The 26,817-nt window shown below is 70.0% G+C and carries 14 protein-coding genes and 1 pseudogene; 4 read left to right on the top strand and 11 right to left on the bottom strand.

Annotated features, from left to right (window positions below):
- Positions 1 to 231 precede the first annotated feature (231 nt).
- Entirely contained in the window at positions 232 to 726 is a 495-nt protein-coding gene (locus RWE79_RS02170; RefSeq protein WP_475938279.1) for a hypothetical protein, read from the top strand.
- A gap of 17 nt (positions 727 to 743) precedes the next feature.
- Here RWE79_RS02170 and RWE79_RS02165 read toward each other — a convergent pair.
- The 3 genes and pseudogenes from RWE79_RS02165 to mycP all read right to left on the bottom strand — a co-directional run.
- Positions 744 to 1,115, bottom strand: a pseudogene (locus RWE79_RS02165) (winged helix-turn-helix domain-containing protein); the annotation flags it as partial.
- Positions 1,116 to 1,164: 49 nt separating this feature from the next.
- Entirely contained in the window at positions 1,165 to 1,731 is a 567-nt protein-coding gene (locus RWE79_RS02160; protein ID WP_475938278.1) for a hypothetical protein, read from the bottom strand.
- 56 nt (positions 1,732 to 1,787) lie between these two features.
- The gene (mycP, locus tag RWE79_RS02155; protein WP_475938277.1) at positions 1,788 to 2,978 is read right to left on the bottom strand and encodes a type VII secretion-associated serine protease mycosin; all 1,191 of its coding nucleotides are present in this window, start codon (positions 2,976 to 2,978) and stop codon (positions 1,788 to 1,790) included.
- 301 nt (positions 2,979 to 3,279) lie between these two features.
- On the opposite strand from mycP, the gene RWE79_RS02150 reads away from it, so the two are divergent.
- Both RWE79_RS02150 and RWE79_RS02145 read left to right on the top strand, forming a co-directional pair.
- Positions 3,280 to 14,142, top strand: coding sequence for a LamG-like jellyroll fold domain-containing protein (locus RWE79_RS02150; RefSeq protein WP_475938276.1), 10,863 nt, complete (start codon positions 3,280 to 3,282; stop codon positions 14,140 to 14,142).
- 25 nt (positions 14,143 to 14,167) lie between these two features.
- Complete coding sequence (locus tag RWE79_RS02145) at positions 14,168 to 14,653, top strand: hypothetical protein (protein ID WP_475938275.1); 486 nt, start codon at positions 14,168 to 14,170, stop codon at positions 14,651 to 14,653.
- A gap of 62 nt (positions 14,654 to 14,715) precedes the next feature.
- On the opposite strand, the gene RWE79_RS02140 is transcribed toward RWE79_RS02145, so the two are convergent.
- From RWE79_RS02140 to RWE79_RS02115, 6 genes are all read right to left on the bottom strand, one after another.
- The gene (locus RWE79_RS02140; protein ID WP_475938274.1) at positions 14,716 to 17,196 is read right to left on the bottom strand and encodes a SpoIIE family protein phosphatase; all 2,481 of its coding nucleotides are present in this window, start codon (positions 17,194 to 17,196) and stop codon (positions 14,716 to 14,718) included.
- A 91-nt stretch (positions 17,197 to 17,287) separates the two neighbouring features.
- A complete protein-coding gene (locus RWE79_RS02135; protein WP_475938273.1) occupies positions 17,288 to 18,322 on the bottom strand; it encodes an ABC transporter permease in 1,035 nt (344 codons plus the stop codon).
- Positions 18,315 to 19,865 (bottom strand): sugar ABC transporter ATP-binding protein, encoded by a 1,551-nt coding sequence (locus tag RWE79_RS02130; RefSeq protein WP_475938272.1) that lies wholly within the window; start codon positions 19,863 to 19,865, stop codon positions 18,315 to 18,317. Before RWE79_RS02130 ends, RWE79_RS02135 begins: the two co-directional genes overlap by 8 nt.
- A gap of 45 nt (positions 19,866 to 19,910) precedes the next feature.
- Entirely contained in the window at positions 19,911 to 20,954 is a 1,044-nt protein-coding gene (locus RWE79_RS02125) for a sugar ABC transporter substrate-binding protein (RefSeq protein WP_475938271.1), read from the bottom strand.
- A 37-nt stretch (positions 20,955 to 20,991) separates the two neighbouring features.
- Positions 20,992 to 21,759 carry an SDR family NAD(P)-dependent oxidoreductase gene (locus tag RWE79_RS02120; protein WP_475938270.1) on the bottom strand — a complete coding sequence of 256 codons (768 nt, stop codon included), beginning with the start codon at positions 21,757 to 21,759 and terminating at the stop codon, positions 20,992 to 20,994.
- Positions 21,756 to 23,111, bottom strand: a complete 1,356-nt coding sequence (locus RWE79_RS02115) for an enolase C-terminal domain-like protein (protein ID WP_475938269.1) — start codon at positions 23,109 to 23,111, stop codon at positions 21,756 to 21,758. Before RWE79_RS02115 ends, RWE79_RS02120 begins: the two co-directional genes overlap by 4 nt.
- A 413-nt stretch (positions 23,112 to 23,524) precedes the next feature.
- Between RWE79_RS02115 and RWE79_RS02110 the strand changes: the two genes are divergently transcribed.
- The gene (locus RWE79_RS02110; protein WP_475938268.1) at positions 23,525 to 24,088 is read left to right on the top strand and encodes a dihydrofolate reductase family protein; all 564 of its coding nucleotides are present in this window, start codon (positions 23,525 to 23,527) and stop codon (positions 24,086 to 24,088) included.
- Positions 24,089 to 24,489: 401 nt separating this feature from the next.
- On the opposite strand, the gene RWE79_RS02105 is transcribed toward RWE79_RS02110, so the two are convergent.
- Both RWE79_RS02105 and RWE79_RS02100 read right to left on the bottom strand, forming a co-directional pair.
- A complete protein-coding gene (locus RWE79_RS02105; protein WP_475938055.1) occupies positions 24,490 to 25,668 on the bottom strand; it encodes an IS4 family transposase in 1,179 nt (392 codons plus the stop codon).
- 91 nt (positions 25,669 to 25,759) lie between these two features.
- Positions 25,760 to 26,745 (bottom strand): IS5 family transposase gene (locus RWE79_RS02100; protein ID WP_475938267.1). Its coding sequence is split into 2 segments (ribosomal slippage): positions 25,760 to 26,356 and positions 26,359 to 26,745, totalling 984 coding nucleotides; the frame shifts between segments, so codons are not numbered across the junction.
- Positions 26,746 to 26,817: the final 72 nt, after the last annotated feature.

The raw sequence follows: 26,817 nt of genomic DNA, 5'->3' as shown, positions 1-26,817 counted from the left end.
CCGCGCCCTCCAGCAGGGAGCGGGCAGCTCGGCGGCGGCGAGGTTGCACACCGCACGCGCCCGTGTCGCCCAGGCCCTCGGCCAGGCCGAGGCGGACTGAGCGCCGCGCCAGGGGTGTCTCCCTCGGCCCACCATCGTCACCCTGAGGTGCCGAACTCAGAAACGTGTCGGCGAGGTGTGTGGTGGTACCCCGAACCGCTCCGCGTAGGGCTGTCGCGTCAAGATGGCCGCATGACCGAGAGCAAAGCGGATCCGCCGGCGTTGCTGCGCGAGCTCGATGATCCGGAGTGGCTGGAGTGGCCGCAGCACTACAACCGTGGCGAGACCGCGGCCCTGTTCAGCGGTCTGGTGAGCCGGCTCGAAGGTGACTTCGCAGCTCGGTGCACGGCTGAGCAGGACACTCAGGACTCCAGCGAGTACGGACGTGTCGTCGTGCCTGCGGACGCGACCGCATGCGGAAGCCGGATCGTGGTCTGTGTGAGCAAGTTCGGCTCATTGGCTCTGGTCTGCGCGGACAACCCGGGCGCCTTCTTCGGGACGGAGGATGCCCAGGCCGAGGGCGAACTGGACGGCGTCGACCTTGCCAAGGTGTATCGAGCGTTGGTCGACCTCGGCTACGCGGTGGTCGCCGAGGAAGTGTTGGAGCGCGACTACGACGGGCCGAGCCGACTGCCCTCGCACGTTCAGCGGCCCAGCTGGTGGCATCGCTTCTTCGGCATCTTCTGACGATCACGACCGCATTGGCCGTAGCGCCGCAGCAACCGCCACGTGCCCTCCACGGTGTACGAGATGTGGAACAGTCGGCTGATCATCGCCTTCACCTGCGCCAGGGTCCGTCGCTGGTCGGTCCACCCGTGTGCCAGCGGCCCACGCTCCAACTCCAGCTCTAGCCTGGCCCATCTGCGCGTCAGACAGCCGGGGTCGACCAGGCGCCCCGTGGAGGCCACCCCGGCGTGGCCGTTCTCGCGCCACTGGCGTCGCCGGCGTTCCACCGACCGCTCCGAGACCCGCAACGCGGCAGCGACCGCGCCGTGGCCTCGCCGAGGCCACGGCGCGGCGAGCCGGACACCGTCCCGCGCCTCCGTGGCCGGATCGCCCTGGACCGGCGTACGCACGGCCCCGCCGGGCCCGCGGGCCCGGCTCTGCTGGAGCGGCTCGGGGCGGTCAGCGTCGGCTGGTGATGAACGCGCTGACCTTTCGGGTCAGTTCCTTCCCGGGATCGCTGGGTGCGGCGATGGCCGAGATGTGCGGACGGGTCGAGGTGGCGCCGATGATCACGAATTCCTGGTGTGGATTGGCGCGAGCGGCGGCCTCGGTGGCGGGCTTCATGCCGGTGCCGACGGTGACGATCAGCTCGCAGTGATGTTGCACGGCACCGTTGAAGTACGGCAGGGCGGCCTTGGCGTCGATGGTGGGGGCCGGAAATCGCTGGGCGTTGACCCCGCCGGAGCGGGCGGCGTCCTGCAAGCCCCGCCAGGACGCCTCGCTGAGCCGGGAGTCGGTGGCGTTGGAGGGCGAGACGAGCAGGCAGGCCCGGAAGTTGCCTGAGACGTTGGCGGCCTGAGGACTCGCCGTGCCGCCGCCACTCAACAGCGCGGTGAGCGACACGACCGTCAGCAGGACGGCGGCCGTGGCCGCCGCGATGACCGGGTGCCCGCGTACGAGACCGGTGAAGCGCCGGGCGGTGCGGGCGGTGCGGGCGGACAGTGTGGTGAGGGCCGGGAGCCGCATGCTGATCGGGGTCCTCCTTCGGGTGACGGTGACGGTGACGGTGATGGGACGGTACGTCAGGAAGCGCGGCGGGTGCGGCGTGAGCGCCGGCGTCGGTGGACGAGGAAGCCGGCCGCCCCGGCGGCCGTCACTCCGGCGATGGCGGTGATCGCCGTGGCGGTCCCGCCCGGGGCCCCGCCCGTCGCGGCGGCGGCTTCCGGGGTGGCGTCCGCCGAGCCGGTGAGCGGCGGATCGGCGCTGGAGGCCGGGGCCGGTGCGCCGAGGGCCTTGAGGGGGTCGACCACCCCGTGGCCGAGGCGGTCGTCGCGGCCGGGCTTCCCGCCGGGGCGGTCGGCGGTGCCGATGAGCCGGGCGATGATCTGCCCGGCGCTCTCCTTGGGGTACGCGGCGCGCAGCAGGGCAGCCGTGGCGGAGACATAGGGAGCGGAATAGCTGGTTCCGTCCTTGGTGAGGTAGCCGCCGCTGTTCCGCGTCGAGTAGATGTCCACCGCGGGGGCGGCCAGGGTCACATAGGGGCCCGACTCGCCGGAGGGCCAGAAGGATCCGTCGCGGGTGGTGCCGGAGACGGCGACCACGCCGGGGAACGCGGCCGGATAGGTCACCGGGTTCCCCGTACGGCCGCTGTTGCCGGCCGCCGCGACCACGACGATGTCCTTACGGCGCGCGTAGGCGACGGCGTCCCGGATCTGCGGGTCGGCGTCGGTGGTCACCATGGAGATGTTGATGACCGAGGCCCCGTGGTCGGCGGCGTAGACGATGCCCTGGGCGAGCGCGAGCGGATCCGCGGCCTCGTCGGCGCTGATCCGGACGGGGAGGACGGTCGCCCGGGGCGCCAACCCGGCCATGCCCATGCCCTTGCCCGAGTCCGCTCCGGCGCCGCCGGAGCCCGCGATGACCCCGGCGACCGAGGTGCCGTGCGAGTCCGCCGACAGGTCGACCCGTCCGTCGGCGGCCTGGTGGGTGACATCGGTGCCCGGCAGGACCCGGCCCGCCAGATCGGGGTGGCGGGCGTTCACCCCGGTGTCGATCACCGCCACGGTGACACCGGCCCCCTGGCTGAGCCGCCAGACCCGGGAGGCCTTGAAGTGCTGTGCGTCCAGCGGCCATTCGGCCGCGAGCGGGGTGGGCGGGGCGGCCTCCTGAGCGGCGGCCGGAGCGGCGTGGGCCAGTAACGGGACCAGTAACAGCAGCGGCGGGAGCCCAATGTACGCGCAAGCCCGCAAAACGCCCGGCCGTCCGAATCCCATCCGCCCCCGCAGCCCCTCTGATGATCTGTGAGAGCAGCTTGCTCTGCGGAATGAAAAGTTCAGACCAGTGTTCATTCATAAAAAACCCAAGAGGTTTCCATGCGCTGGTCAACCTTGGGAGCGCAATACCGCACTTTGATCCCAATGGCCCGGGATATATGGATGTCCCGGTCCGTCGTTCCGCTGATAGAAGAACCCGCTGTCTGGAGTTGGATGTTGGACATTGCGGGGGGCAACAACAGTGGGTCGCTTGTGGGTATCCGTACGGCGTGCGCCGGTTTCGTTGAGAGCAACCGCATTTGTGGCGATCGCCGCGCTGATCGTCGTACAGGGCGGCCAGGCCGCCCAGGCGTTACCGAGACCGGCGGCCGCTCCCGCCACCCCGGGACAGCAGACCGGCACCGCGGCGGGCAAGAAGCACGCGGTGTCCGCGTCGGCGACCAAGAGCAGGGCCAGAACCGCCCTCGCCAACTCCGGGCCGGGGAAGGTCAAAGGCGCGGTGGGGGAGTACCGGGCCCACGGCCGCAAGAGCACCCCGACGGACTCCGGCAGCCGGATCCACAAGGCGCCTAAGCCCGTCGCCGCACCGTCGGCGGCCAAGCACCGGGGCTTTGCCGCGTCCACCAGCGTGGAGCAGCCGAAGCTCGACACCGCCACCACCACCGTCTTCAAGAACACCGACGGCACCTACACCGCCCAGATCCACACCCACGCGGTCAACTACCGTAAATCCGACGGCACATGGGCGCGCATCACGGCGACGGGCGGCACCTCCGCCGCGAAGGCCGGTGCGGCCTCCGCCGCTTCCTACCGGACGGTGACACCGGCCGCCAACCCGACCGGCCAGGGCAACGGCACCTCCTCGACCTATGTCGAGTCCGGCGTCACCCAGAATTTCAACGGCAACGGGCAGCTGTACGTCGGGCGCTACCTCAGCCACGACTACAACTCCTTCCTCCAGTTCAGCGGCTTCGGCACCCAGTTCGCCAACGCCTACATCGTCAACTCGACGCTGTGGCTGGACACCGAGTTCTCCGGCCAGGACACCTCCGGCACCTGCTCGGCCCAGGCGGTGAACGTCGCCCCGGTCAGCGCCTCCTGGGACCCGACGAAGATCAACACCTACCCTGGCCCCGCCGCCGGCGCCCAGATCGGCAGCGCCACCTTCGCCGCCGGCACCGACTGCGCCAACGGCCGCCAGTGGGAGGGCATCAGCCTCAACACCAAGACGGTCATGAACTGGGCCCACGGCTGGGCGCCCAACTACGGCCTCGCGCTCAGCGCGGCGAGCACGGCGGCAGCGGCCAAGGAGTTCTACGCCGACGACCCCTACCTGGCGATCGAGTACACGCCGAACGGCGCCGGGGCCTCGTACTCCGAGGTCAGCTACGCCTCGCCGTGGAACAACCAGCCCGGCTGGGCCCAGGTCACGGTGCAGAACCGGGGTACGGCCACCTGGACCCCGACCAACGGCTACAAGCTCTCGTACCAGCTCTACAGCGTCTCCGGCACCACCCGTACCCTGCTGACCAGTCCCGCCGCCACCCCGGCCGTGATGCCGTCCACGGTGGCGCCCAACAAACCGGTCACGGTCACCGCGTCGATACCCGCGCTGACCGCCGACAAGACCTATCTGATCTGCTGGGACATGGCGTACAACGGGACGCTGTTCTCCACCTACGGCGTGCCGCAGACCTGTTACTCGCTGCCGGTGGTCAACAATCCGCCGATCATCGACAGTTTCACCCCCGGCAACAACGCCTCGGTCTTCAGCCTCACCCCGGTGCTCGGGGTGACCGGCCACGACCCCGACAACTACCCGGGTACCGCGCTCAGTTACTCCTTCAATCTCTACGCCAACGGCTCCACCACCGCGCTTGCCAGCTCCGGCGCCCTCACCACCTCCACCTGGACGGTCCCGGCCGCCAAGCTCGCCTGGGGCGGCACCTACTACTGGACGGCCCTGGTCAGCGACGGCAACGCCACCTCCCTGTGGTCCGCGCCCGTCTACTTCACCGTGCCGTCCGCGCCTCAGCCGCTGGTGACCTCGCACCTGGGCGTCGCCCCGTACGACGCGACGGTCAAGGGCGTGGACCCGCAGATGGGCGACTACTCCACGCAGGCCACCGACCTGTCGATCGGCGCGGTGGCCGACGGCCCGGCACTGAACATCGAGCGCACCTACAACAGCCTGGACCCCGGCGTCTTCAAGGCCTTCGGCGCGGGCTGGTCCTCCATGCTGGACATGCGGGCGACCCCGGACGAGGACGGCTCCGGCAACATCGTGATCACGATGGCCGACGGCCTGCAGGAACGGTTCGGCGCCAACGGCGACGGCACCTACAGCCCCCCGGCGGGCGACTACGCGGTCCTCTCGGCCCCGCCGGCCGCCTACGGCACCTCGGGCTTCGCGCTGACCGAGAAGTCCGGCATGCGCTACATCTTCACCCACTCGGCCACCGACCCGGTCACCGGTCACGTCTACTGGGGCCTCACCGAGTTCGGCAACCGCAACGGCCACGGCGTGGACTTCACCTGGAAGACGGTCACCCTCACCCTGCCCGACGGCAGCACCACCGCCGTCAGTGAACCCGTCCAGGCCGGATTCGGCTTCAACCAGGACAACGGCTACAACGACGGCGCCACCAACCACCTGCCCGACCAGACGATCCTGCTCGAACTGAGCTGGGGCGTACAGCAGGTGACGGCGACGGACGGCGCCGTCAAGAACGTGCCGCACGTCGTCTCCGTGACCGACCGCACGGTGGCAGGCGTCACCCACCCCTGGACCTACGCCTACAACGCCGCGAACTACCTCACCTCGGTGTGCCCGCCGGCCACCAGCACCACCACCTCGACCGCCTGCACCGGCTACACCTACACCTCCGGCACCAGCTCCGGATCGCACTTCGTGTCGATGGTCCAGGACTCCAACCCCACCGACTACTGGCGCCTCGGCGACGCCGCCGGCTCCACCACGGCCGCCGACAGCGTCGTGGTCAACCAGGGCACCACCGACGCCACCCTGGCCAATGTCACCCTCGGCCAGCCCGGCGCCCTCGCCGGCACCCCCGCCACCGCCGCCTCCTTCAACGGCACCAGCTCCTACGCCGCCCTGCCCAGCAGCCTGGTGGCCTCCAGCAGCAACCTCGCGGTCGGCCTGTGGTTCAAGACCACCCAGGCCGGCGGCACCCTCTTCTCGTACCAGAGCGGCAAGCCGGGCACCGCCGTCACCGCGAACTACACCCCGGCGCTCTACGTCGGCACCGACGGCAAACTCCGGGGCCAGTTCTGGGACGGCGTGGCCACCCCGATGGCCTCGCCCGCCGCCGTCAACGACGGCAAGTGGCACCATGTGGTGCTCTCCGGCGCCCGCACCGCGCAGACCCTGTTCCTGGACGGCGCCCAGGTCGCCACCCGGACCAGCACCGGCACCCACACCATCGCGGTCAGCGGCCAGCCCTACACCTCCGTCGGTGCGGGCGAGCTGGCCGGATCGTGGCCGTCCGTCCCGACGGCCAATGCCCTGGGCTGGTTCAGCGGCCAGATCCAGGACGTCTCCTTCCTGCAGCACCCGCTCGGACTGCCCGCCGTCCAGCAGGAGTACGCCTCCGCCACCCTGGCCGCCGACGAACTCACCGGCACCACACTGCCCTCCGGCAAGACCGCGCTCGGCGTCAGCTACAACGCACTGACCGACCGCGCCGCGTCCGTCACCGACGCCGACGGCGGTACGTTCCAGCTGGCCACCCCGGTCACCACCGGCAGCAACGACTACTACTACGGCGCGGTGCGCGGCACCCGGCCCTCGTACGACTACCCGATGACCGAGTCCGCCGGCATCACCGCCGTCAACCAGTACGGCATCGACAAGGCGGCCGACAGCGCCACCGACGGCATCTACAACGACGTCATGCTGGGTGAACCCGGCATCTTCGGCCCCGGAGGGGACACCGCCGCCGGGTTCAACGGCACCTCCTCCTACCTCACCCTGCCCTCCGGCGCCCTGGACGACAGCACCGGGAACGCCACCGTCGCCCTGTGGTTCAACACCAAACAGGCCGGCGGGGTGCTGCTGTCGTACCAGAACAGCCAGATCGGCACGGTGCCCACCAGCTACACCCCGGCCCTCTACATCGGCTCGGACGGCCTGCTGCACGGCCAGCTGTGGGACGGCACCACCTCCCCGATGGCATCCAAGGCCGCGGTCAACGACGGCAACTGGCACCTGGTCGAACTGACCGCCACCGGCACCACCCAGACGCTGTGGCTCGACGGCCAGACCCAGGCCACCCGCACCGGCAAGTCCATCGCGGGCCAGGTCGCGACCTGGGGCGAGACCAATGTGACCGTCGGCGCCGGGTACATCGCCGGATCCTGGCCCAAGCCCCCGGCGAGCAACGCCCAGGGCTACTTCAACGGCGAGATCGGCCAGGTCGGCATCTACAAGACCGACCTCGACCTGACCGGCGTCGAAGCCGCCCTCGGCCTGTACAAGGCCAAGGGCTCCGCCACCGCCCTGATGCCGTCGACCACCGTCACCGTCACCGATCCCGCCCGGTCCACCTCGAAGTACACCTTCGACCCGGCCAACGGCTACCGCACCACCGCCGTCACCGACGCCCTCGGCGGCAGGACCACGTACGCCTACGACTCCCTGGGCTTCCAGGACGCCAGCACCGACCCCGACGGGCACAGCGTCAGCCGTAAGCACGACGCCTACGGCAATGTGCTGGAGACGACCACCTGCCGGCAGGCCAACTCCTGCCAGACCTCCTACTTCAGCTACCACACCAACGCGGCCAACCCGATGGACCCGCTGAACGGCAAGGTCCTCTACGCCGCCGACGCCCGCTCCGGCGCCACCGGCACCGCCAACCCCGCCTACCGCACGGCGTACACCTACACCCCGTTCGGGGCGCTGGCCTCGGTGACCACACCCCCGACGGCGGACTACCCCAACGGGCGGACCGTCAGCTACACGTACTACAACAACAACGAGACGTTCACCAACACCCTCGGCGTCGTCACCAACGAGCCCTACGGCATGCTCGCCACGGTCACCGACCCCAGGGGCCAGGTCACCCGGTTCGACTACTGCTACGGAAGGGTCTGCAGCGAGACCGACCCCTCCGGCGAGACCACCTACTACGGCCACGACGTGTTCGGCCGCCTGACCACCCAGGCGGTCAGCTCCGACACCTACCCGGTGACCTTCACCTCCTACGGGGCGCCCGTCGGCGGCGTGCAGACCAAGTACACCTACGACGCCCTGGACCGGGTCTCCACCGTCACCGGCCAGGCCACCACCGACGCCGTCACCAGCACCGTCCACACCCCGAAGACCACCTACACCTACGACGCGGACGGCGACCTCACCGGCAGGTCGACCGCCGACACCACCGGCCACGACGCCACCCGCACCACCGGCTACGTCTACGACGACCACAACCGGGTCATCACCGCCACCGATCCGGCGAACCTGGCGACCCACTACACGTACGACACCTTCGGCCGGACGACCTCCCGGACCGACCCGTCCGGGACCACCTACAGCTACGGCTACTCGGCGACCGGACAACTGCTCACCACCACCCTGAACGGCTGGACCGGTGACCCGACCGCGCCCTCCGACGCGCAGGACCTCGTGCTGGAGTCCCGGGCCTACGACCCGGCCGGACGGCTGGCCTCGGTCACCGACTCCATGGGCCGCACCACCGGCTACAGCTACTTCGACGACGACCGCCTGCAGTCCGAGACCGTCGCCTCCGGCACCTCCTCCGCCGTCACCGACAAGGCGTACGACTACGACGCCGCCGGCAACCTGACCTGGGAATGCGACGTCTGGACCGGCACCTCCTGCACCCGCCAGACCCAGTACACCGTCGACGCCGCGGACCGCACCACCCGCACCGCCGTCGACCCCGCCGGCGCCAACCGGGTCACCGCCAACACCTTCGACCCCAATGACAACGTCCTGTCCCAACTGCTCACCGGCGACGGCCAGACCCGCCAGGTCGGCTACTCCTACGACGCCGCCGGCAACACCACCTCGCAGTCCGTACGCACCGACGCCACCGGGCCGACCGGCTACTGGCCGCTGACCGACGGCGCGGTCAACGCCGCCGACTCCTCCGGCAACGGCTTCACCGGCACCCCGAACTCCGGCGCCACCTGGGCACCGCCCGGCGGCAACTACGCCCAGTTCAACGGCACCACGGGTGCCATCACCACCAGCGGCACGCCGGTGGTGGACACCTCCAAGGCCTTCAGCGTCTCCGCGTGGGCGTATCTGAGCGCCACCAGCACGACCAAGGACTACACGGTCGTCAGCCAGCAGGGTGCCCAGAACAGCGCCTTCCAGATCCAGTACAACCACACCACCAAGTCCTGGGCCTTCGTCCGCGCCGCCAGCGACACCGCCACCTCGACCACCTACACCGCCGCCGCCAGCGCCGCGGCCACGGCCGGGGTGTGGACCCATCTGGTGGGTGTCGAGGACGCGCTCGGCAACATGAGCCTCTACGTCAACGGCGTCGAGGTCAGCGGGGTCTGCACCTCCTGCACCGGCCCGGTGCAGGACCTGACCCCGATGGCCAGCACCGCGGGTGTCGCGATCGGCCGGGGCAAGGCGGCCACCGTCTCGGTCAACTTCTTCCCCGGACGGATCCGCGACGTCCAGCTGTACGGCCGCGGGCTCGCCCAGAACGAGATCAGCGAGCTGTACACCTCCGCCACCACCAGCGGCCAGTCCGCCGTCTCCGTCGGCGCCGACGGCTGGTGGAAGCTCAACGACGGAGAGAGCCCGACCGCCGCCGACTACTCCGGCACCGGCAATGTCGGCACCCTCAACAGCGCCACCAGCTGGTCCTCCGACAACGGCGGCTCGGCCGTCTTCGCCGGAGCCGGGCAGATCGCCACAGCAGGCTCCGTCGTCAACACCGCCAAGAGCTTCTCCGTGGCCGCCTGGGCCAAGATCACCACCACCCCGGCCGGCACCTGGCAGACCGTCATCTCCCAGCAGGGCTCCAAGGCCGCGGGCTTCTCGCTGGACTACAACCCCACCGCCGGCCGCTGGGCCTTCGACCGGGCGACCACCGATGTGGCCGCGCCCACCCTGGCGGGCGCCAACTCCACGGCGGCGCCCACCCTCAACACCTGGACCCAGCTGCTCGGCACGTACGACGCCGGCACCGGCAAGATGACGCTGTACGTCAACGGCGTCGCCCAGGGCACCGCGACCGACACCACGCCCATCGCCAGCACCGGCGCGCTGGCCATCGGCCGGGGCTACGCCGCCGGAGCCGCCGCCCAGTACTTCAACGGCTCGGTCAGCAAGGCGCAGGTCTACAACCGCGTCCTCACCGCGGCCGAGGCGGCCTCGCTCTACAGCTCCGGCGGCACCGCCGGGTCCGCGCCGCTCACCACCACCTGGACGTACGACCAGCGCGGCCTGCCCAGGACCGAGACCGATCCGCGCGGCAACGCGGCCGGGGTGAACGCGGCGGCCTACACCACCACCGTCACCTACGACGAGGCCGGGCAGCTCACGACGACCTCCTCGCCACCGATCAGCACGGAGAGCGGCGGCAATGCCGCCCAGCAGACCGTGGCCGTCGCCAGCAACGGCTACAACACCTTCGGCGACCAGGTGGAGTCCGACGACCCCGACGGCCGGATCGTCACCACCACCTACGACGCCGACAGCCGCGTCCTGGCCGTCTCCCAGCCCTCGTACACCGCGCCCGACGGCTCCGCCGCCGTCACCCCCACCACCTCCTACACCTACGACGAGCTCGGCGATGTCCTCACCGAGACCGATCCCCTGCACAACCAGGCGTCGTACACCTACGACCAGCTCGGCGACCAGGTGCGGCAGACCCTGCCCGGCGGGCGCGTCACCCATACCGGTTACGACACCGACGGCGAGCCGCTCAACACCACCGACCCGACCGGCGCCCGGACCGAGGCCACCTACGACCCGCTCGGCCGGCAGATCACCGCGACCCAGCTGGAGCGCACCCCCACGGCGGCGGCCTACACCACCAAGTACGGCTACGACGGGCTCGGCGACCTCACCTCGCTGGAGGACCCGCTGCACAACACGACCACCGCGACCTTCGACGCCCTCGGCCAACCGCTCACCGTCAAGGACCCGGTGGGCAATGTCACCGGCTACAGCTACGACGCCACCGGCCGGGTCCTCACGACCACCGCGGCCGACGGCACGAAGACAACCCAGGGGTACGACCTCGCCGAGCGGCTCACCTCGACCACCAAGCTCGACGCGAACGGCACCGCCCTCAGCTCCACCGCCTACGGCTACGACGCGGTCGGCAACGAGACCTCCGCCACCGACGCCCGGCAGCACACCAGCACCGCCGCCTTCGACGCGCTCAACCGGATGGTGAGCCAGAGCCAGCCGGTCGACGCCACCACCTCGATCACCACCTCCTTCGGCTATGACGCGGCGGGCGGCCGGACCCGCTACACCGACGCCGACAAGAACATCACCCTCTACACCTACAACTCCCTCGGCCTGCCGGAGAGCAGTATCCTGCCCAGCGTCACCGGGCTCACCTCCGCCGCCGACCGGACCACCACCACCGCCTACGACGCCGACGGCAGAACGCACACCATCACCCGCCCCGGCGGGGTGGTCCTCACCAACGGCTACGACGCCGGCAGCGAGCTGACCTCCCAGACCGGCACCGGCGCGGAGGCCGCCACCACGGCCCGCTCCTACGGCTACGACGCGGCGGGCCGCCCCAACTCGGTCTCCGCGCCCGGCGGCACCGACACCTTCACCTACAACGACCGCGGGCTCGTCGTCGGCATGGCCGGGCCGTCCGGCACCGCGAGTTACAGCTACAACGAGAACGGCCAGATCAGCTCACGTACCGACAAGGCCGGGACCGCCACCTTCGGCTACGACGCCGACCAGCGGGTCAACAGCGAGACCGACCCGCTCACCGGCACCACCGCCACCCTGACCTACAACCCCGTCGGCCAGGTCAAGACCATCGCCTACGGCACCGGCGGAGCCACCCGCGCCTACGACTACACCGCGCTCCACCAGCTCAAGTCCGACGTCCTGAGCTCCCCCTCCGGCACATCCGAGGCATCGGCCGCGTACACCTACAACCCTGACGGCCAGATCGCCACCGTCACCGCCACCGGCACCGCCGGCTCGGGCACCAGCACCTACGACTACGACTTCGCCGGCCGCCTGAAGTCCGCGACCACCGGCTCCGGCACCACCGGTTACGCCTACGACGGCAACGGCAACCGCACCACAGCCGGCTCCGCCACCGCCACCTTCAACGCCCGCAACCAGCTGACCTCCGTCTCCAGCGGCTCCGCCACCACCAACTACGGCTACACCGCGCGCGGCACCACCACGAGCGTCAGCTCCGCCGGGACCACGACCACCTACACCTCCGATGCCTTCGACCAGGTCACCGGCTCCAGCACCGGCGCCGGCTACACCTACGACGGCCTCGGCCGGCTCGCCACGGCGTCCTCCGGCGGTCACAACGCCACCTTCAGCTACGGCAGCGCCACCAACACCCCGGTCTCCGACGGCACCCAGAACTTCGGCCGGGACGCCAACGGCGACGTGTTCTCCACCTCCGCCGCCGACGGCACGGGCGCCGCCCTCGCCCTCTCCAACAGCCACGGCGACATCACCGGCAGCTTCACCGCCACCGGCAGCGCCCTGACCGGCTCCACCGCCTACGACGCCTACGGACGCCGCACCGCGTCCAGCGGCAGCCAGACCGACCTCGGCTACCAGGGCGGCTGGACCGACTCCTCCACCGGCCAGGTCAACACCGCCACCCGCTGGTACGACCCCGCCAACGGAGCCTTCACCAGCGCGGACTCGGCCAGCAACGCGCCCACCCCGGCGGTCAACGCCAACCCCTACGCGTACGGCAACGACGACCCTCTGGACAACACCGACACCAGTGGCCACGACGCCTGCACCAGCGACGACATCAAGGCCCAGGAGGAGGCCTACGAGCAGATGCAGGCCTGGCTCAAGAACTGGCAGGCGGGCCAGATGGGCCGGATGATCGAGTGGTCGCAGGAGCAGTGGGCGATCGGGAAGGAGAAGGCCCGCGCCCAGCAGGCCAAGAACGCCGCCGACGACAAGGCCCTGAAGCAGCAGCAGGACGCGTGGGAGCGGCAGTTCGACAAGGACTTCAACGACGCCATGGACGAGGACTATTCGAGCCCGCGCTCGCACTCCCCGTCGCACGACACGGGCTCGGACTCGGGCTCCAATTCCGGTTCGGGTTCGAGTTCGAACAATGGCCACCTGCATGGCGTGGCCACCGGCGGGGCCCTGTCGTACGGCTCCTCCTCGCACACCAGCGCATGGGCGATCGGCGGGGCGGTCGTACTGGGCCTCGCGCTCGGCGCCAGCCTCTTCTTCGCCCCCGAGGCCGCCGTCGTCTTCGTCCTGGCCGCCTCCGCCAACGACGACTGCGGCGCCAACGGCATCCCCACCCGCCCCAAGAACCAGAACCTCGGCGGCACCAACTCCACCCCGATCCTGGGCACCACCCCGGCGGAGGACGCCGACGCGGCGGCGGGCCATCTGGCCACCAGCTCGTCGGCGACCACCGACACGGGCGTGGCCACCGACAGCAACGCCTCCGGTGGCACCGGCACCGTCGACCGCAGCGGTCGCTGCGACACCGGGGCCGGCTTCAACGACAAGGGCAACATCGTCTATCTGCCCCGGCATGAGCAGGCGGGCGAATGCGTGGCCACCGGAGCGTTCGCCAGTCTCGACCAGTCCGACTACACGCCGCCTCCAAGGCCGAATCTGAGATTCGGCCTTCCGGGGCTCACAACCCTGCCGGCCGACAACCGTGCCAGGGGGCACCTGATCGGGTACGCGTTCGGCGGATCAAACAAGGACACCCGGAACTTCGTCACGATGTATCAGGTGGCGAATCAGGACATGTTCGACTATGCGGAGGCGCCGGTGCTCGCTGCCATCAGAGGCGGCGGCCATGAGTACATGGAAGTCTTCCCGGTCTACGGGAATCCGGCCTCGCCGATACCGACCCAGATACAGTTCACGGCGTTCGGCACCACAGATGTGGACTGTGTCATCGACAACACGCCGCATGGCGGCGCCCATTGCAAGTGACTCGCCGGTTCGGAAAGGCAACACCGTGGCAGCGACAGACGTGCTGGTCCCTCTCCTCGGGGCACCTCCGAGGAGAGAGGCCGGTGGCTTCGACGTGGTACAGAGCGAGTGGAGAACGGAACTTCCTGAAGAATTCATCGACTTCGGGGTGAAGTACGGTGACGCCACGATCTCCGAGTTCATCTTCGTCTGTGGCCCGAGGACCTTGATGTCCTATGCCGAAAGGATGGGACCGAGGCTCGAACGGAGCCCTTATGTTCCCGGAGCCGTGCTCCCGACCGCGGGCGGCATGCTGCTCTGGGGGAACACGATCGAGGGCGACCAGCTCTTCCTGGTGGATCGCGGGACAGCGGGCTGGACCGTGTCGGCATTCCGCCGGAATTGGGCCGACTGGTACGAGTCCCGTCTGAACCACACAGAATGGCTCCGGGCGGCCCTCTCGGGCGAGATCGCCACGGATTGGCTTCCGGAGTGGCCGAAACGCCACACGCTTGAGATCTTCACGGCCTGACCCGGCACCGGGCCGCTGCGGCCGATGCCTCCTGGCGTCGGCCGCAGCAGCATGGACCGCGCTCAAGCTCCCGGGCCGTCAGCGCGCCCGTCCCGGTTGCCCGCCCGCGCCGGGAGCTCCTGCTCGGCCCAGATGATCTTTCCGGCCCGGGTGTAGCGCGTACCCCAACGGCGGGTCAGCTGGGCGACCAGGAACAACCCCCGGCCGCCTTCGTCGGTGGTCCGCGCATGGCCCATCCGGGGTGAGGTGTTGCTGGCGTCGGACACCTCGCAGATCAACGTGTCATGCCGGATGATGCGCAGCCTGACGGGTCCGGTGCCGTGCCGGATGGCGTTGGTGACCAGCTCGCTGACCACCAGTTCCGTGGTCGTCACCAGGTCGTCCAGCGCCCATCCGAGGAGCTGGCGGACGGCCAGCTCCCTGGCGCTCGCGACGATCGCCGGATCCGTCGGCAGGTCCCACGAGGCGACCCGGTCGGCGCCCAGCGCATGCGGCCGGGCCAGGAGCAGAGCGACGTCGTCGGTCTGCGGGCCGGTCAGCAGATTGTTCACGACCGCCGAGCACAGCTCCTCCGGCGGCAGGCCGGACCGCGCGAGCACATCGCGGAGGCGGGCCAGCCCGACGTCGATGTCCTGGTCGCTGGTCTCGATGAGGCCATCGGTGTAGAGGGCGATCAGGCTTCCCTCGGGGAGGGATATCTCGGCGGATTCGAAGGGCAACGAGCCGAGGCCCAGCGGAGGTCCCGCGGGAAGGTCCGGGAAGGTGACCTTGCCGCCGGGGGTGACCACGGCGGGTGGCGGATGTCCGGCCCGGGCCATGGTGCACAGCTGGGTGACCGGGTCGTAGACGGCGTAGAGGCAAGTGGCGCCCAGCACCGCGGTGGTGATGGGCTCGTCGTCGCCGCTCTTCTCCTCCGTCAGTCGGATCACCAGGTCGTCCAGGTGGGCCAGCAGCTCGTCGGGCGGCAGGTCCATGTCGGCGAGCGTCTGTACGGCGGTACGCAGCCTGCCCATGGTCGCCGCGGCGTTGAGGCCGTGCCCGACGACGTCACCGACGACCAGGGCGACCCGGGCGCCGGACAACTGGATCACATCGAACCAGTCGCCGCCCACCCCTTCCCGTACATCGGCCGGCAGATAGCGCGAGGCCACCTCCATGGCGGTCCCGCCGTTCAGCCCCTGCGGGAGCAGACTGCGCTGCAGGGCCAGCGCCGCAGCGTGCTCACGGGTGTAGCGGCGGGCGTTCTCCACCCACACCGCGGCCCGGCTGACAAGCTCCTCGGCGAGCAGCAGATCGTCCTCCTCGAACGGCTGCGGATGCTCCGTACGGAAGAAGGTCGCCACCCCCAGCACGGTGCCGCGCGCGGACAGCGGCACCCACATCACCGAGTGCATCCCGAAATCCGCGATGCTCCTGGCCCGCGCCGGGTCCTCCGCGACCCACGGGGCGGTGGCCGGGTCCAGGAACGGTTCCAGCACCGTGGTGCCTTTGACCATGCTCTCGAAGTACGGCGAGGACCTGGGTGCGTCGATCGAGTCGCCGGTGGCGATCACCGACTCCGGGCAGCCCTCGTGGATCGACTGCTGCCCGGCACGCCGCACCAGATACGCGCTGTCGGCCGGCCCCGAACCGGGTTCGTCGCCGTGCAGCACCGCTTCCAGCAGATCGACGCTCACGAAGTCGGCGAGCCTCGGCACCGAGAAGTCGGCCAGCTCCTGGGCGGTCCGCATCACATTCAGCGTGCCCCCGATACGGGCGCTGGCCTCGCTGAGCAGGGCCAGGCGCTCCCGGGCCCGCCATCTGTCGGTGACGTCCATGCCCATGTAGCACACGCCCAGCGGGTTGCCGTCCGGGTTGTCGAGCCGAAAGAAGGAGGTGGAGTAGGCGTGTTCCTGGTGCGGATCCGCCCAGGTCCAGCCCCGGTACTCGTAGTCGATGACCGGCACGCCGGTCTCCAGCACCCGCCGCATCTGTGCTTCGAGCGCCTCGGTGTTCAGGCCCGGCAACGAGTCCGACATCCGGCGCCCGAGCCGTTCGTCGCGCGGCACACCGCCGTAGCGCTCCAGGGTGTCGTTCATCCACACGTACCGCAGGTCCGGGCTGAGCACGGCCATGCCGAGTGGTGAGCGGGTGAGGAAACCTTCCAGCACCTCCCCGCTGACCGCCCAGGTCGGAGCCTTCGACACGTCGGTCGCCGACACGAGCCAGGCCTTGCGGTCGTCGGTGTCGGACATCACGGTCACCCGCAGCCCGACCTCGAGGCGGCGGCCGTCGCGGTGCCGGGCGCCCACCAAACCGCCCCAGCTCTCCCGCGTCCCGCACTCCTCGGCGATCTCGGCCGCCCGTGACGCGTCTTCGGACTGCGCCAGCAGAGTGGCGGCGGGGCGGTCGAGGACCTCCGCCGCGCCGTATCCCAGGAGCCGCTCGGCGGCCCCCGTCCAGCCGATGACCGTGCCCTTCGCGTCGATCACCGCGGCAGCCACATTCGCCATCTCGAACGGTCCATGCGTTCCGTCCGGTGTTACCTCCTTGGGGAGCATCATGACAGCCGTCCCATCTGGCGGATGGCATATGGGACATTCTATGATGTATCGCCCTTCATGGCTCGCCCTTGGACCGCTCCTGGACTTCGTCCTACTCCTGGCTCTCGCCGGTGGTGAGCCGGGCGATCATCAGCGCCACCAGGATGATCGCGCCGTAGATGGCCTGGATCCAGAAGGACGACACCTGCGCCAGGGTGAGCAGGTTCTCCAGCATGCCCAGCAGCAGGACCCCGAGCAACGCCCCGGCCAGGGATCCCTTGCCGCCGTTCAAGCTGATGCCGCCGATGACAGCGGCCGCGAACACGGTGAAGATCAGGCCCTGTCCCTGATTGGCGTTGATCGCCCCGACCCGTCCGGCGATCACCAGACCGGCCAGCGCGGCCAGCGTCCCGCCGATGACCAGGACTGTCCAGGCCACCCGGTCGACCCGGATGCCCGCCGCCCGCGCAGCGGGGGCGGCGCCGCCCACCGCGTACACCGCGCGTCCCAGCCGGTGGTAGCGCAGCGCCCACCCGGCGACTGCGAAACAGGCGCCGGTCAGCCACACGGAGACGGGGACGCCGAGCCAGGTGTCGGACCCGAGGGCGAAGAACGCGGCAGGCGCGTCGAACAAGGTCTTGCCGGACACCATGCCGACCAGGACTCCGCGCAGCACGATGTTCATCGCCAGGGTCACGATAAAGCCGTTGAGCTGGAGCTTGACGATCAGCAGACCGTTCACGGCCCCGATCAGCGCCCCGGTGAGCGGAATGATCAGCAGGCCGGACCAGGTGGGCAACTCGCTGCCGAAGCCCGCCGAGGCGGCCGGGATCACGGCCATGAAACCGAGGGCCGGGGCGAGCCCCGCGATCGACTCCAGCGAGAGGTCCATCTTGCCGCTGATCAGGATCAACGCCTCGGCGAGCACCAGCAGTCCGAGCGCCGAGGAGGCGCTGAGCACATTCAGCAGGTTGTCCCGCTCAAGGAAGCTCTCGTTGCTGACCGCACCGATGAGCAGCAGCAGGAGCACCGCGGGAAGCAGCGCCAGGTCGCGGATCCGGCCCAGGACGATCGCGCGGGCGGGGTGGCGGACCGCTCTGTCCGGCCCGCCACCGGGCGTCGGGCCCTTTGGCGCGGTGTCATTCATGGCCGGTGCTGACCCCTTCGATCGAGGCCACCAGTTCTTCGTCGGTCCAGCCGACGGTGTACTCGGCGGCGAGAGAGCCGTTGAACATCACCAGGACGCGGTCGCAGGTCCGCAGGTCCGCCAGCTCGTCCGAGACGACGAGGGCCGCGCGTCCCGCGGCCCTGGCTCGGTCGACGACCGACAGCAGCGCCCGCTTGGACTTCACGTCGACACCCGCCGTCGGATTGATGAGCACCAGTACCCCCGGGTCGGTGGCCAGCGCCCGGCCCATGACGACCTTCTGCTGATTACCGCCCGACAGGTCCTTGACCGGCTGGTCCGGGCCGTCCGTCGTGATGTCGAGACCGGTGATCGTCCGCCGGGCGAAGGCGTCCCGGGCCCGGCGCGAGATCACGCCCAGCCGCCCCAGCCGGTCCATGATGGTCATGGAGGCGTTCTCGGCCACCGACAGCTCCGGTACCAGCCCTTCATAATGCCGGTCGCGCGGCACACAGCCCACGCCCGCCGCGAGCGCCGAGGCGACGCTGCCCGGCCGCGTCGGACGGCCGAGAACCTCGATCCGCCCGCTGTCGGGCCGGTACAGCCCGGCCAGCGCTTCGGCGACCTGACGGCTCCCGGAGCCCGCGAGCCCGGCCAGCCCCACCGTCTCGCCGGACCGGACGGCGAAGCTGACGTCGGTGAAATGCGGGCCGCTCAGCCGGTGCACCCGTACGGCCAGGGGCGCGTCCGCCGACTGCGACCGGATCGCGCCGAAGCCGGGGGCCGCGCCCGCGTCCCGCTCCCCGGTCATCGCCTCGATGAGTTCGGTCCTGCCCAGCTCGCCCACGGGCGCCGTGGTGATCCAGCGGGCGTCCCGGAAGACGGTGACGACCTGGCAGACGGCGTAGACCTCCTCCAGATGGTGGGAGATGTAGAGAAAGGTGATCCCGGCCCGCTGCAACCGCCGGATATGGGTGAACAGGCGGTCGATCGCCCGGCTGTCCAGCTGGGCGGTGGGCTCGTCCAGAATGATGAACCGGGTTCCGCGCGAGATCGACCTTGCGATCTCCACCATCTTGGCGTCCTCGACGGTGAGCCCGCCGGCCGGCACGTTCTCGTCGACCTCCACACCCCATTCGTCCAGCAGCTCGCGGGCCGCCGAGCGCATCCGCCGCCAGCTGATCACCTGGCCGAGAACCGTGGGTTGCCGGTTGACGTACAGGTTCTCGGCGACGGTGAGATCAGGGATGATCGTTGACCGCTGGTAGACGCAGGCGACCCGCCGCTGCCACGCCTCACGGTCCGCCAGGCCGGGCGCGGGTTCGCCGTCGAACAGGACAACGCCGCGGTCCGGCCGCTGCAGTCCGGTCAGGATGGCCACCAGGGTCGACTTGCCGGCCCCGTTACGGCCGACCAGGGCGTGCGACTCACCGGCCCGGACGGCGATCCGCACGTCGTCCAGGGCCACGGTGGGACCGTAGCGCTTACGGATCCCGTGGGCCTCGGCCACCACGCGGCGGCCGGGGCCGTCGGCGCGGGTTTCAGTCAGTGGCGTCTGGTTCATCGCGGTCTCGCTTCCTGGATACCCGGGGAGACGGTCTCCCGGGTATCAGGAGCTCTTGCCGATCTGGTTGCCCCACAGCGACGCGTCGTCGACATTGCCCTCGGTCACCAGCGGTGCCGGGAGCTGGTCCTCAAGGATTCCGCTGGGCAGCCGGACGATGGTGCTGTCGTGGTCGGTCGGGCCCGGGTGGAAGGTCTGGCCCTGCATCGCCCGCTTGATGTAGAAGATGCCGTATTTGGCGTACTGGTCGGCCGGCTGGGAGACGGTCGCGTCGATCAGGCCCTTGCGGATCGCGTCCAGCTCCTGCGGGATGCCGTCATTGGAGACGATCACGACGTGCTTGGGATTACCGGCCGCCACCAGCGCGTGGTGCCGCCGCAGCGTGCTCAACGCGGGGGCCAGATACACGCCTCCGGCCTGCATGTAGATGCCCTTGATATCCGGGTGGGCGGTGTACAGCGCCTCCAGGCCGGCCGCCGCCCGCTCCGCCTCCCAGACGGCGGGAATGTCCAGCACCTTGATGCCCGGGTAGTTCTTCTTGATGCACGAGCTGAACGCCTCCGAGCGATCCCGCCCGTTGACCGACGCCAGGTCGCCCTGGATCTGTACGACCTTGCCGGTCCTCACCGCGCCGCCGATCCGGCGGCAGGCCTTCTCCCCGTAGGCACGGTTGTCGGCCCTGACCACCATCGCAACCTTGCCCTTGTCCGGCGCCACATCGACGGCGACCACCGGCACGCCCTTGCGCTGCGCGGCATTGAGCCCGGCGGTGATCGCCGCGGAGTCCAGCGGCGAGACGACCAGGCCCTTCACCTTCTGGGCGAGCAGATTCTGGATGTCGGTGATCTGTTTGCTCGGATCGGAGTCGGAGTTCACCGTCTGAAGCACGTGGACGTCCTGGGCGGCGGCCTGCTCGGGGACGTAGGAGTTGTACGACTCCCAGAACGGTGAGGTGAGCAGCGGCAGCACCACCCCGACCTTGCCCGAAGCGGTGTTGGGGGTGCTGCTCGTGCCCCCACCGCAGGCGGTGACGGCCGGCCCGCAGCCGAGTGCGAGGGCTGTCCCGATAGCGGCGATGCGTCGCTTCATGGTGCTCGGCTCCGAGTAAGTGGTCAGGTTGGTCATGTCAGTGGAAGGAGTCCGGACGACTGCGGATGCCCTGCATCCCTCCGTCCACGGCGAGTGCCGTCCCGGTGGTGGCACCGGCCAGCGGCCCGGCGAGATACGCGATGGCGTCCGCGACCTGCTGGGCGGTGACCAGGCGGCCGGAGGGCTGGCGGGCGATGAGAGCGCTGCGTTCGGCCTCCGGGTCGTCGGAATGTTCGAGGAGCCGGCGCACCCAGGGAGTGTCCACGGTGCCCGGGTTGACGCAGTTGACCCGGATGCCCTCGTCGATGTGGTCGGCGGCCATCGCCAGGGTCAGCGCGAGCACCGCGCCCTTGCTGGCCGCGTACAGCGCCCGCTGCGGCAACCCGGCCAGCGCCGCGACCGAGCAGGTGTTGACGATGGCCGCGCTGGGAGACCGGCGCAGATACGGCAGTGCCGCCCGGCTGGCGCGGACGATGCCGAGCACATTGATGTCCAGCACGTGGTGCCATTCCTCGTCCGCGTTGTCCTCCACGGTGCCCAGCGCGCCGATGCCGGCGTTGTTGACCAGCACATCCAGGCCTCCGAACAGGTCCGCCACCCGGCTCACGGCGTCGGCCACCGATACGGCGTCCCCGACATCGGCCTGTACCGGGTGCAGCCATGCGGGCACAGGCCCAGGAATCCGGTCGAGGACCGCCACCCGGCACCCCCTCGCGGCCAGGGTCTCGGCGGTGGCCAGGCCGATCCCGGACGCCCCGCCGGTGATGACCGCGGCCAGCCCCTGGAATTCCTCCCCGGGGTTCACGCCGGGGAGCCTTCAGCAGGGGGCACGTCGTACGGGGCCTGCCAGGCGGCGCCGCCGGGGAACGCGTACGCGGCGAGCGACTCGGGCCGCATCGCCGAGCTGAAGCCGGGGGCGGTCGGGGCCGCGTACCGCCCCCGGACGATCACCACCGGGTCGAGGAAGTGCTCGTGCAGATGATCCACATACTCGATGACCCGGTCCTGGAAGGTGCCGGAGACCGCCAGATAGTCGAACATCGCCAGATGCTGCACGAGCTCGCACAGGCCCACCCCGCCCGCGTGCGGGCACACCGGGATCCCGAACTTGGCCGCCAGCAGGAGGATCGCCAGGTTCTCGTTGACTCCGCCGACCCGGCAGGCGTCCAACTGCAGAAAGTCGATCGCGTCCGCCTGGAGCAGTTGCTTGAACATCACCCGGTTGTGCACATGTTCGCCCGTCGCCACCCGCACCGGCGCCACCTCCCGGCGGATCGCCGCGAGACCGAGAATGTCATCCGGGCTGGTCGGCTCCTCGATCCAGTACGGGTCGAACTCCGCCAGCCGCCGGATCCACCCGATCGCCTCGGCGACCCCCCAGCGCTGATTGGCGTCCAGCGCCATCCGCACCCCCGGGCCGATCACCCCCCGCGCCGTACGGCACCGCCGCACATCGTCGTCCAGATCGGCACCGACCTTGAGCTTGATCTGCCCGAACCCACTGTCCACGGCCTCCCGGGCCAACCCGGCGACCTTGCCGTCCGGGTAACCGAGCCAGCCAGGAGACGTGGCATACGCCGGATACCCCTCAGCGAGCAGCCGCACCTCCCGCGCCCCGATCCCGCCCCGCGCCCGCCGCAGAATCCCCAGCGCCTCATCGGGGGTCAGCGCGTCCTCCACATAACGGAAGTCGATCAACGCGACCACCTGTTCGGGCGCAAGGTCGGCCAGCAGCTTCCACAGCGGCTTCCCCTCCCGCTTCGCGTACAGATCCCACACGGCGTTCACCACGGCCCCGATGGCCATGTGCGCCACGCCCTTCTCCGGCCCCAGCCATCGCAGCTGGCTGTCGCCGACGAGCGAGCGACAGAACCCCCCGAGGTCGGACAGGACCTTTCCCAGCCGCATCCCCACCACATGCGGGCGCAACGCGTTGATCGCCGCCACCTCGACCTCATTGCCCCGGCCGATGGTGAAGCAGAACCCATGCCCCTCCAGCCCGTCCCCGGCATCGGTCCGGATGATCACATATGACGCCGAATAATCCGGATCGGGATTCATCGCGTCCGACCCTTCAAGCCGACGAGACGTGGGAAACCGGATGTCGTAGGCGTCCAGTGCCGTGATCCGCCCCCGCGTCGGACGACGGGGCCTCATGGCAGGCGGCTCATCGACGTCATCGGGAGGACTCCAGAGAATCGGGCCTGACGGCAAGCTTGGACACCCAAATGAGTGTATATCGCCCAAAAGCCCCGGTCGCGCGACCGCACGCCTGTGTCTCCGGTGCTGGTGTGCCAGGTCGAAGCGGATGCTGATCGACGGAATCCGGTGGCGAGTGCGGACCGGGGCTCCGTGGCGGGCCCTCCCGTCCTCGGCGCCTGGGAGTCCGGGCGGGGCTGCTCACCAAGCTCCGGGCGCGAGCCAACGCGCGCGGTCGCATCGGGTGGACGGTGAACCGCCGGGACTGCCATGCCCAGAAGGAACCGCCTCAGCCCAGGGGATACCGCGAGCCGCGACGCTGCGGCGCCCGGCGGTCGTACTGTCGAACCCGTTACCGAGGAGGACGTCTGATGCGCAGCGTGACCTATTCGATGAACGTCTCACTTGACGGCTACATCGTCGGGCCGGACGGCGCCTTCGACTGGACGGCGCCCGACGAGGAGGTCTTTCGCTTCGTCACCGACGGGATAAGAGAGGTCGGCGTCCACCTGTTGGGACGACGGCTGTACGAGACGATGCTGTACTGGGAGACCGCCGACCAGGATCCATCGCTCGACGACTCAATGCTCAAGTGGGCCGCGATCTGGAAGCCGCTGCCAAAGGTGGTGTTCTCCACCACGCTGTCGGCGGTGCGGGGCAATGCCCGCCTGGCCTCCGGCGGCCTGGCGGAGGAGATCGAGCGGTTGCGAGCCGAGCCGGGGGAGGGCGACATCGCGATCGGCGGCGCGACTCTCGCCGCCGAGGCGGCCGCGTCGGGTCTGATCGACGAGTACCGGGCCCGGGTCCACCCGGTGCTGGTCGGCGGTGGCATTCCGTTCTTTCCCCAGCACGAGCGCCGGGTGGATCTCGAACTCGTCGAGACCCGCACTTTCAGCTCAAGGGTCGTCTACCTCCACTACCGCGTGGCGCGCTAGGGCGTGTTGCGAAAGTAGCGCCGTCCGCCCGTAGGGCGGGCTCCGCGGCGTCTGGTGCGTGCGATCGCAAGGCGGAGGGTCGTCCTCGTACTGGACGTACTTGGATGATCCCGACAACGCGGCGAGCGTGCGTGCCAGGCCTCGTGGAGCAGGCGGGACTTTCGCAACACGGCCTAGGCCCAATGCCGTTGCGTTACGGGCTTGCGGGCTGGGGTCTTGTGATGAGGACCGCTTGAGGTCCGGTGCGGGTCGGCTGTGGCCAGGAACGGTGTTCAGTTCGCTTGAGGCGGTAGTTGGACATCTTGCGTTTCACCACGCGGGGCTGGCTGCGGAGGCGTCTGACGGGCAGGAGCCGTTCCAGGAGGTCCTGCTCGAGCATCACCAGTGCTCTGACCAGGAGGTCAGGGGGAAAAACTGCCCGGCGTGACGGTCACGCTGCGCCGGGCAGAGCGCAGCGTTTCGGTGAAGGAGACCCGGTCAGGGTCCAGGCCACGGGTGGCAGCCGTTCTCAGCATGAGTTCCCGCAGAGCGTGGTGGACCAGCAGGTGTGCCCAGATCTGCTGGTGAACACCGTCGGGTGTTTTACTGCTGAGCACGACGCGTGCGCCACGCTGATGGGTTTTGATCTCGGCGAAGACGGACTCGATCTCCCAGCGTTCGCGGTAGAGCGCGGCCAGCTGCCGGGCAGGATACCGTCGGGCGTCCAGCAGGCTGGTGACCAGGCGATAGTCGTCGGTCTCACCCTCACCGGCCCGGTCCTTGAGCCGGTAGGCCAGGACACGGACCACAACCGGCTCCTTGCGGGCCGGGCCGCCGCTCGCTCTGATGTGTGAGAGCCATGACCCGTCGCGGAACTGTTTGGTGACGGGCAGGACGCGGTTGGCGGGCACCCGCCACAGCAGGTCGGCGCCGGTGGCGGTGAACGCCTGCCACAACGGGACGCCAAGGAACCCACGGTCGGCCAGGACCAGCTGACCTGGGCCGGTCGAACGCGGCAGGCGGCCTACCAGAGTGACTTCCCCGGTGCGGCAGCCGGCCAGTTCCGCGTCCAGCACCGCATGGCTGCCGATCTCCACCAGAGCTGCCATCCGCACTTGCGGAAACGCGCTCCTGCCCGACCCGCGGCCACTGCCCGGACGTCCGAAGGCAGTCTCGTTGGCTTCACTGTCCGCGACGTCCCAGCACGTGCCGTCGACGGCGAGCAGCCGCAAGCCCCGCCAGAACGCGCCGGGCGTCGCCTCGGTCGCCATCGGCTTCGCGGTCGTGGCGAACAGCACCCGCAGCGGCTCGGAGCCCAGCCGCTGCCGGGCCCTGAACAGCGAGGACTTCGCCGGAACACGCCAGTTGCCCAGCAGCCCCGAGCCCCGCAAGCCCTCGACGAGATGGCGCATCACTTCCAGATACGGGGCAGGTGAGAACAGGGCCAACGCCAGCACGAAGTACACCACCAGCCGCGCGGGAAGCAGCCGCTGACGTCGCTCGGCACGGCCGCACGCCGTCACCACCCGGTCCACCAAGCCTGGCGGATACACCCAGGTCAACAGGCCGAGACCCGATAAGTCAGACACACTCGCAGCCATCCGAACCACCCCCGGGACGAACTGCCAAGCACAGTACGCCTACAGCAAAGGCAACGGCATTGGCCCTAGGGACTGTGCCGAGTTGGGATCTTCATGTGAGGCTCCGGAGCCAGATGACCGCGCCGCGTAGGTGGAGTCCGGCGAGGTAGCTGTCCGGGGTCTTGTCGTAGCGGGTGGCGAGCCCGCGCCAGTCCTTGATCTTGTTGATGCAGCGTTCCACCGTGTTGCGGTCGCGGTAGAGCTCGGTGTCATGGACGGGGGGCCGCCCGCCCCGGCGTCCCTTGTTCTTGCGGTTGGCCGTCTGGTCGGTCTTCTCCGGGATCACCGCCCGGATCCTGCGTCTGCGCAGGTAGGCGCGGTTGGCGCGGGAGGAGTACGCCTTGTCCGCGGCCACGGCGGCGGGGCGGGTGCGGGGCCGGCCGACCGGGCCCCGGACCCTGATGCGTTCCAGGACGGCGGTGAAGCGGGGGCTGTCGGCGGCCTGGCCGGGGGTGAGGACGAAGGACAGCGGGCGGCAGCGGCGGTCCGCCGACAGGTGCACCTTGCTGGTCAGCCCGCCGCGCGAGCGCCCCAGTTCAGCGGCCCGGAGCCGGGCCTTGCGGCGCCGACGCAGGCGCCGTCGCTCCTCGCGGGCGGCAGCCTCCTGCCCGTCCGGCCCGGCTACCGGGGCGTTCTGTCCCTTTGGCGAAGCCCCTTTTCCTCCGCGACGGCCTTCTCCAGGGTTTCGAGCAGCTCCGCATCGACCGTCATCCCGGCGGCATGGTGGTGGGCCCGGGCCACGGTGGAGTCCACGCTCACTAAGCCGAGGTCCACCTGACCACGCGCGGCGGCCTCGGCGATCACCGCTTCCATCAGCCTCTGGAAGACCCCGGACCCGGCCCACAGGTGGAACCGCCCGTAGACGGTGGACCAGGGCCCGTACCGCTCGGGCATGTCCCGCCACGGACCGCCCGTACGGAACCGCCACATCACGCCGTTGACGAGCCTGCGCAGGTCAGGAATGGGACCGCGTTCGCCCAGCGGCAGCAGCGGTTCGAACACAGTCCACTCATCGTCCGTGAGATCACCCCGGGTCATCCCGCCTGTCTACCGTCCCGACCCAGCCAGGACAGCGAAACAGCCAAACCCGTGATCCCAACTCGGCACAGT

The sequence above is a fragment of the Streptomyces sp. RLA131 genome, assembly GCF_056270125.1.
The sequence above is the reverse complement of the archived record's forward strand: the minus strand, read 5'-3'. Positions and strand labels throughout refer to the sequence as shown.

What these genes read in the sequence shown, in the direction of transcription:
- RWE79_RS02115 (WP_475938269.1), bottom strand. Translation starts at nt 23,111, where the DNA reads ATGAGGCCCCGTCGTCCGACGCGGGGGCGGATCACGGCACTGGACGCC.
- RWE79_RS02140 (WP_475938274.1), bottom strand. Translation starts at nt 17,196, where the DNA reads ATGATGCTCCCCAAGGAGGTAACACCGGACGGAACGCATGGACCGTTC.
- RWE79_RS02125 (WP_475938271.1), bottom strand. Translation starts at nt 20,954, where the DNA reads ATGAAGCGACGCATCGCCGCTATCGGGACAGCCCTCGCACTCGGCTGC.
- RWE79_RS02105 (WP_475938055.1), bottom strand. Translation starts at nt 25,668, where the DNA reads ATGGCTGCGAGTGTGTCTGACTTATCGGGTCTCGGCCTGTTGACCTGG.
- RWE79_RS02130 (WP_475938272.1), bottom strand. Translation starts at nt 19,865, where the DNA reads ATGAACCAGACGCCACTGACTGAAACCCGCGCCGACGGCCCCGGCCGC.
- RWE79_RS02160 (WP_475938278.1), bottom strand. Translation starts at nt 1,731, where the DNA reads ATGCGGCTCCCGGCCCTCACCACACTGTCCGCCCGCACCGCCCGCACC.
- RWE79_RS02170 (WP_475938279.1), top strand. Translation starts at nt 232, where the DNA reads ATGACCGAGAGCAAAGCGGATCCGCCGGCGTTGCTGCGCGAGCTCGAT.
- mycP (WP_475938277.1), bottom strand. Translation starts at nt 2,978, where the DNA reads ATGGGATTCGGACGGCCGGGCGTTTTGCGGGCTTGCGCGTACATTGGG.
- RWE79_RS02110 (WP_475938268.1), top strand. Translation starts at nt 23,525, where the DNA reads ATGCGCAGCGTGACCTATTCGATGAACGTCTCACTTGACGGCTACATC.
- RWE79_RS02135 (WP_475938273.1), bottom strand. Translation starts at nt 18,322, where the DNA reads ATGAATGACACCGCGCCAAAGGGCCCGACGCCCGGTGGCGGGCCGGAC.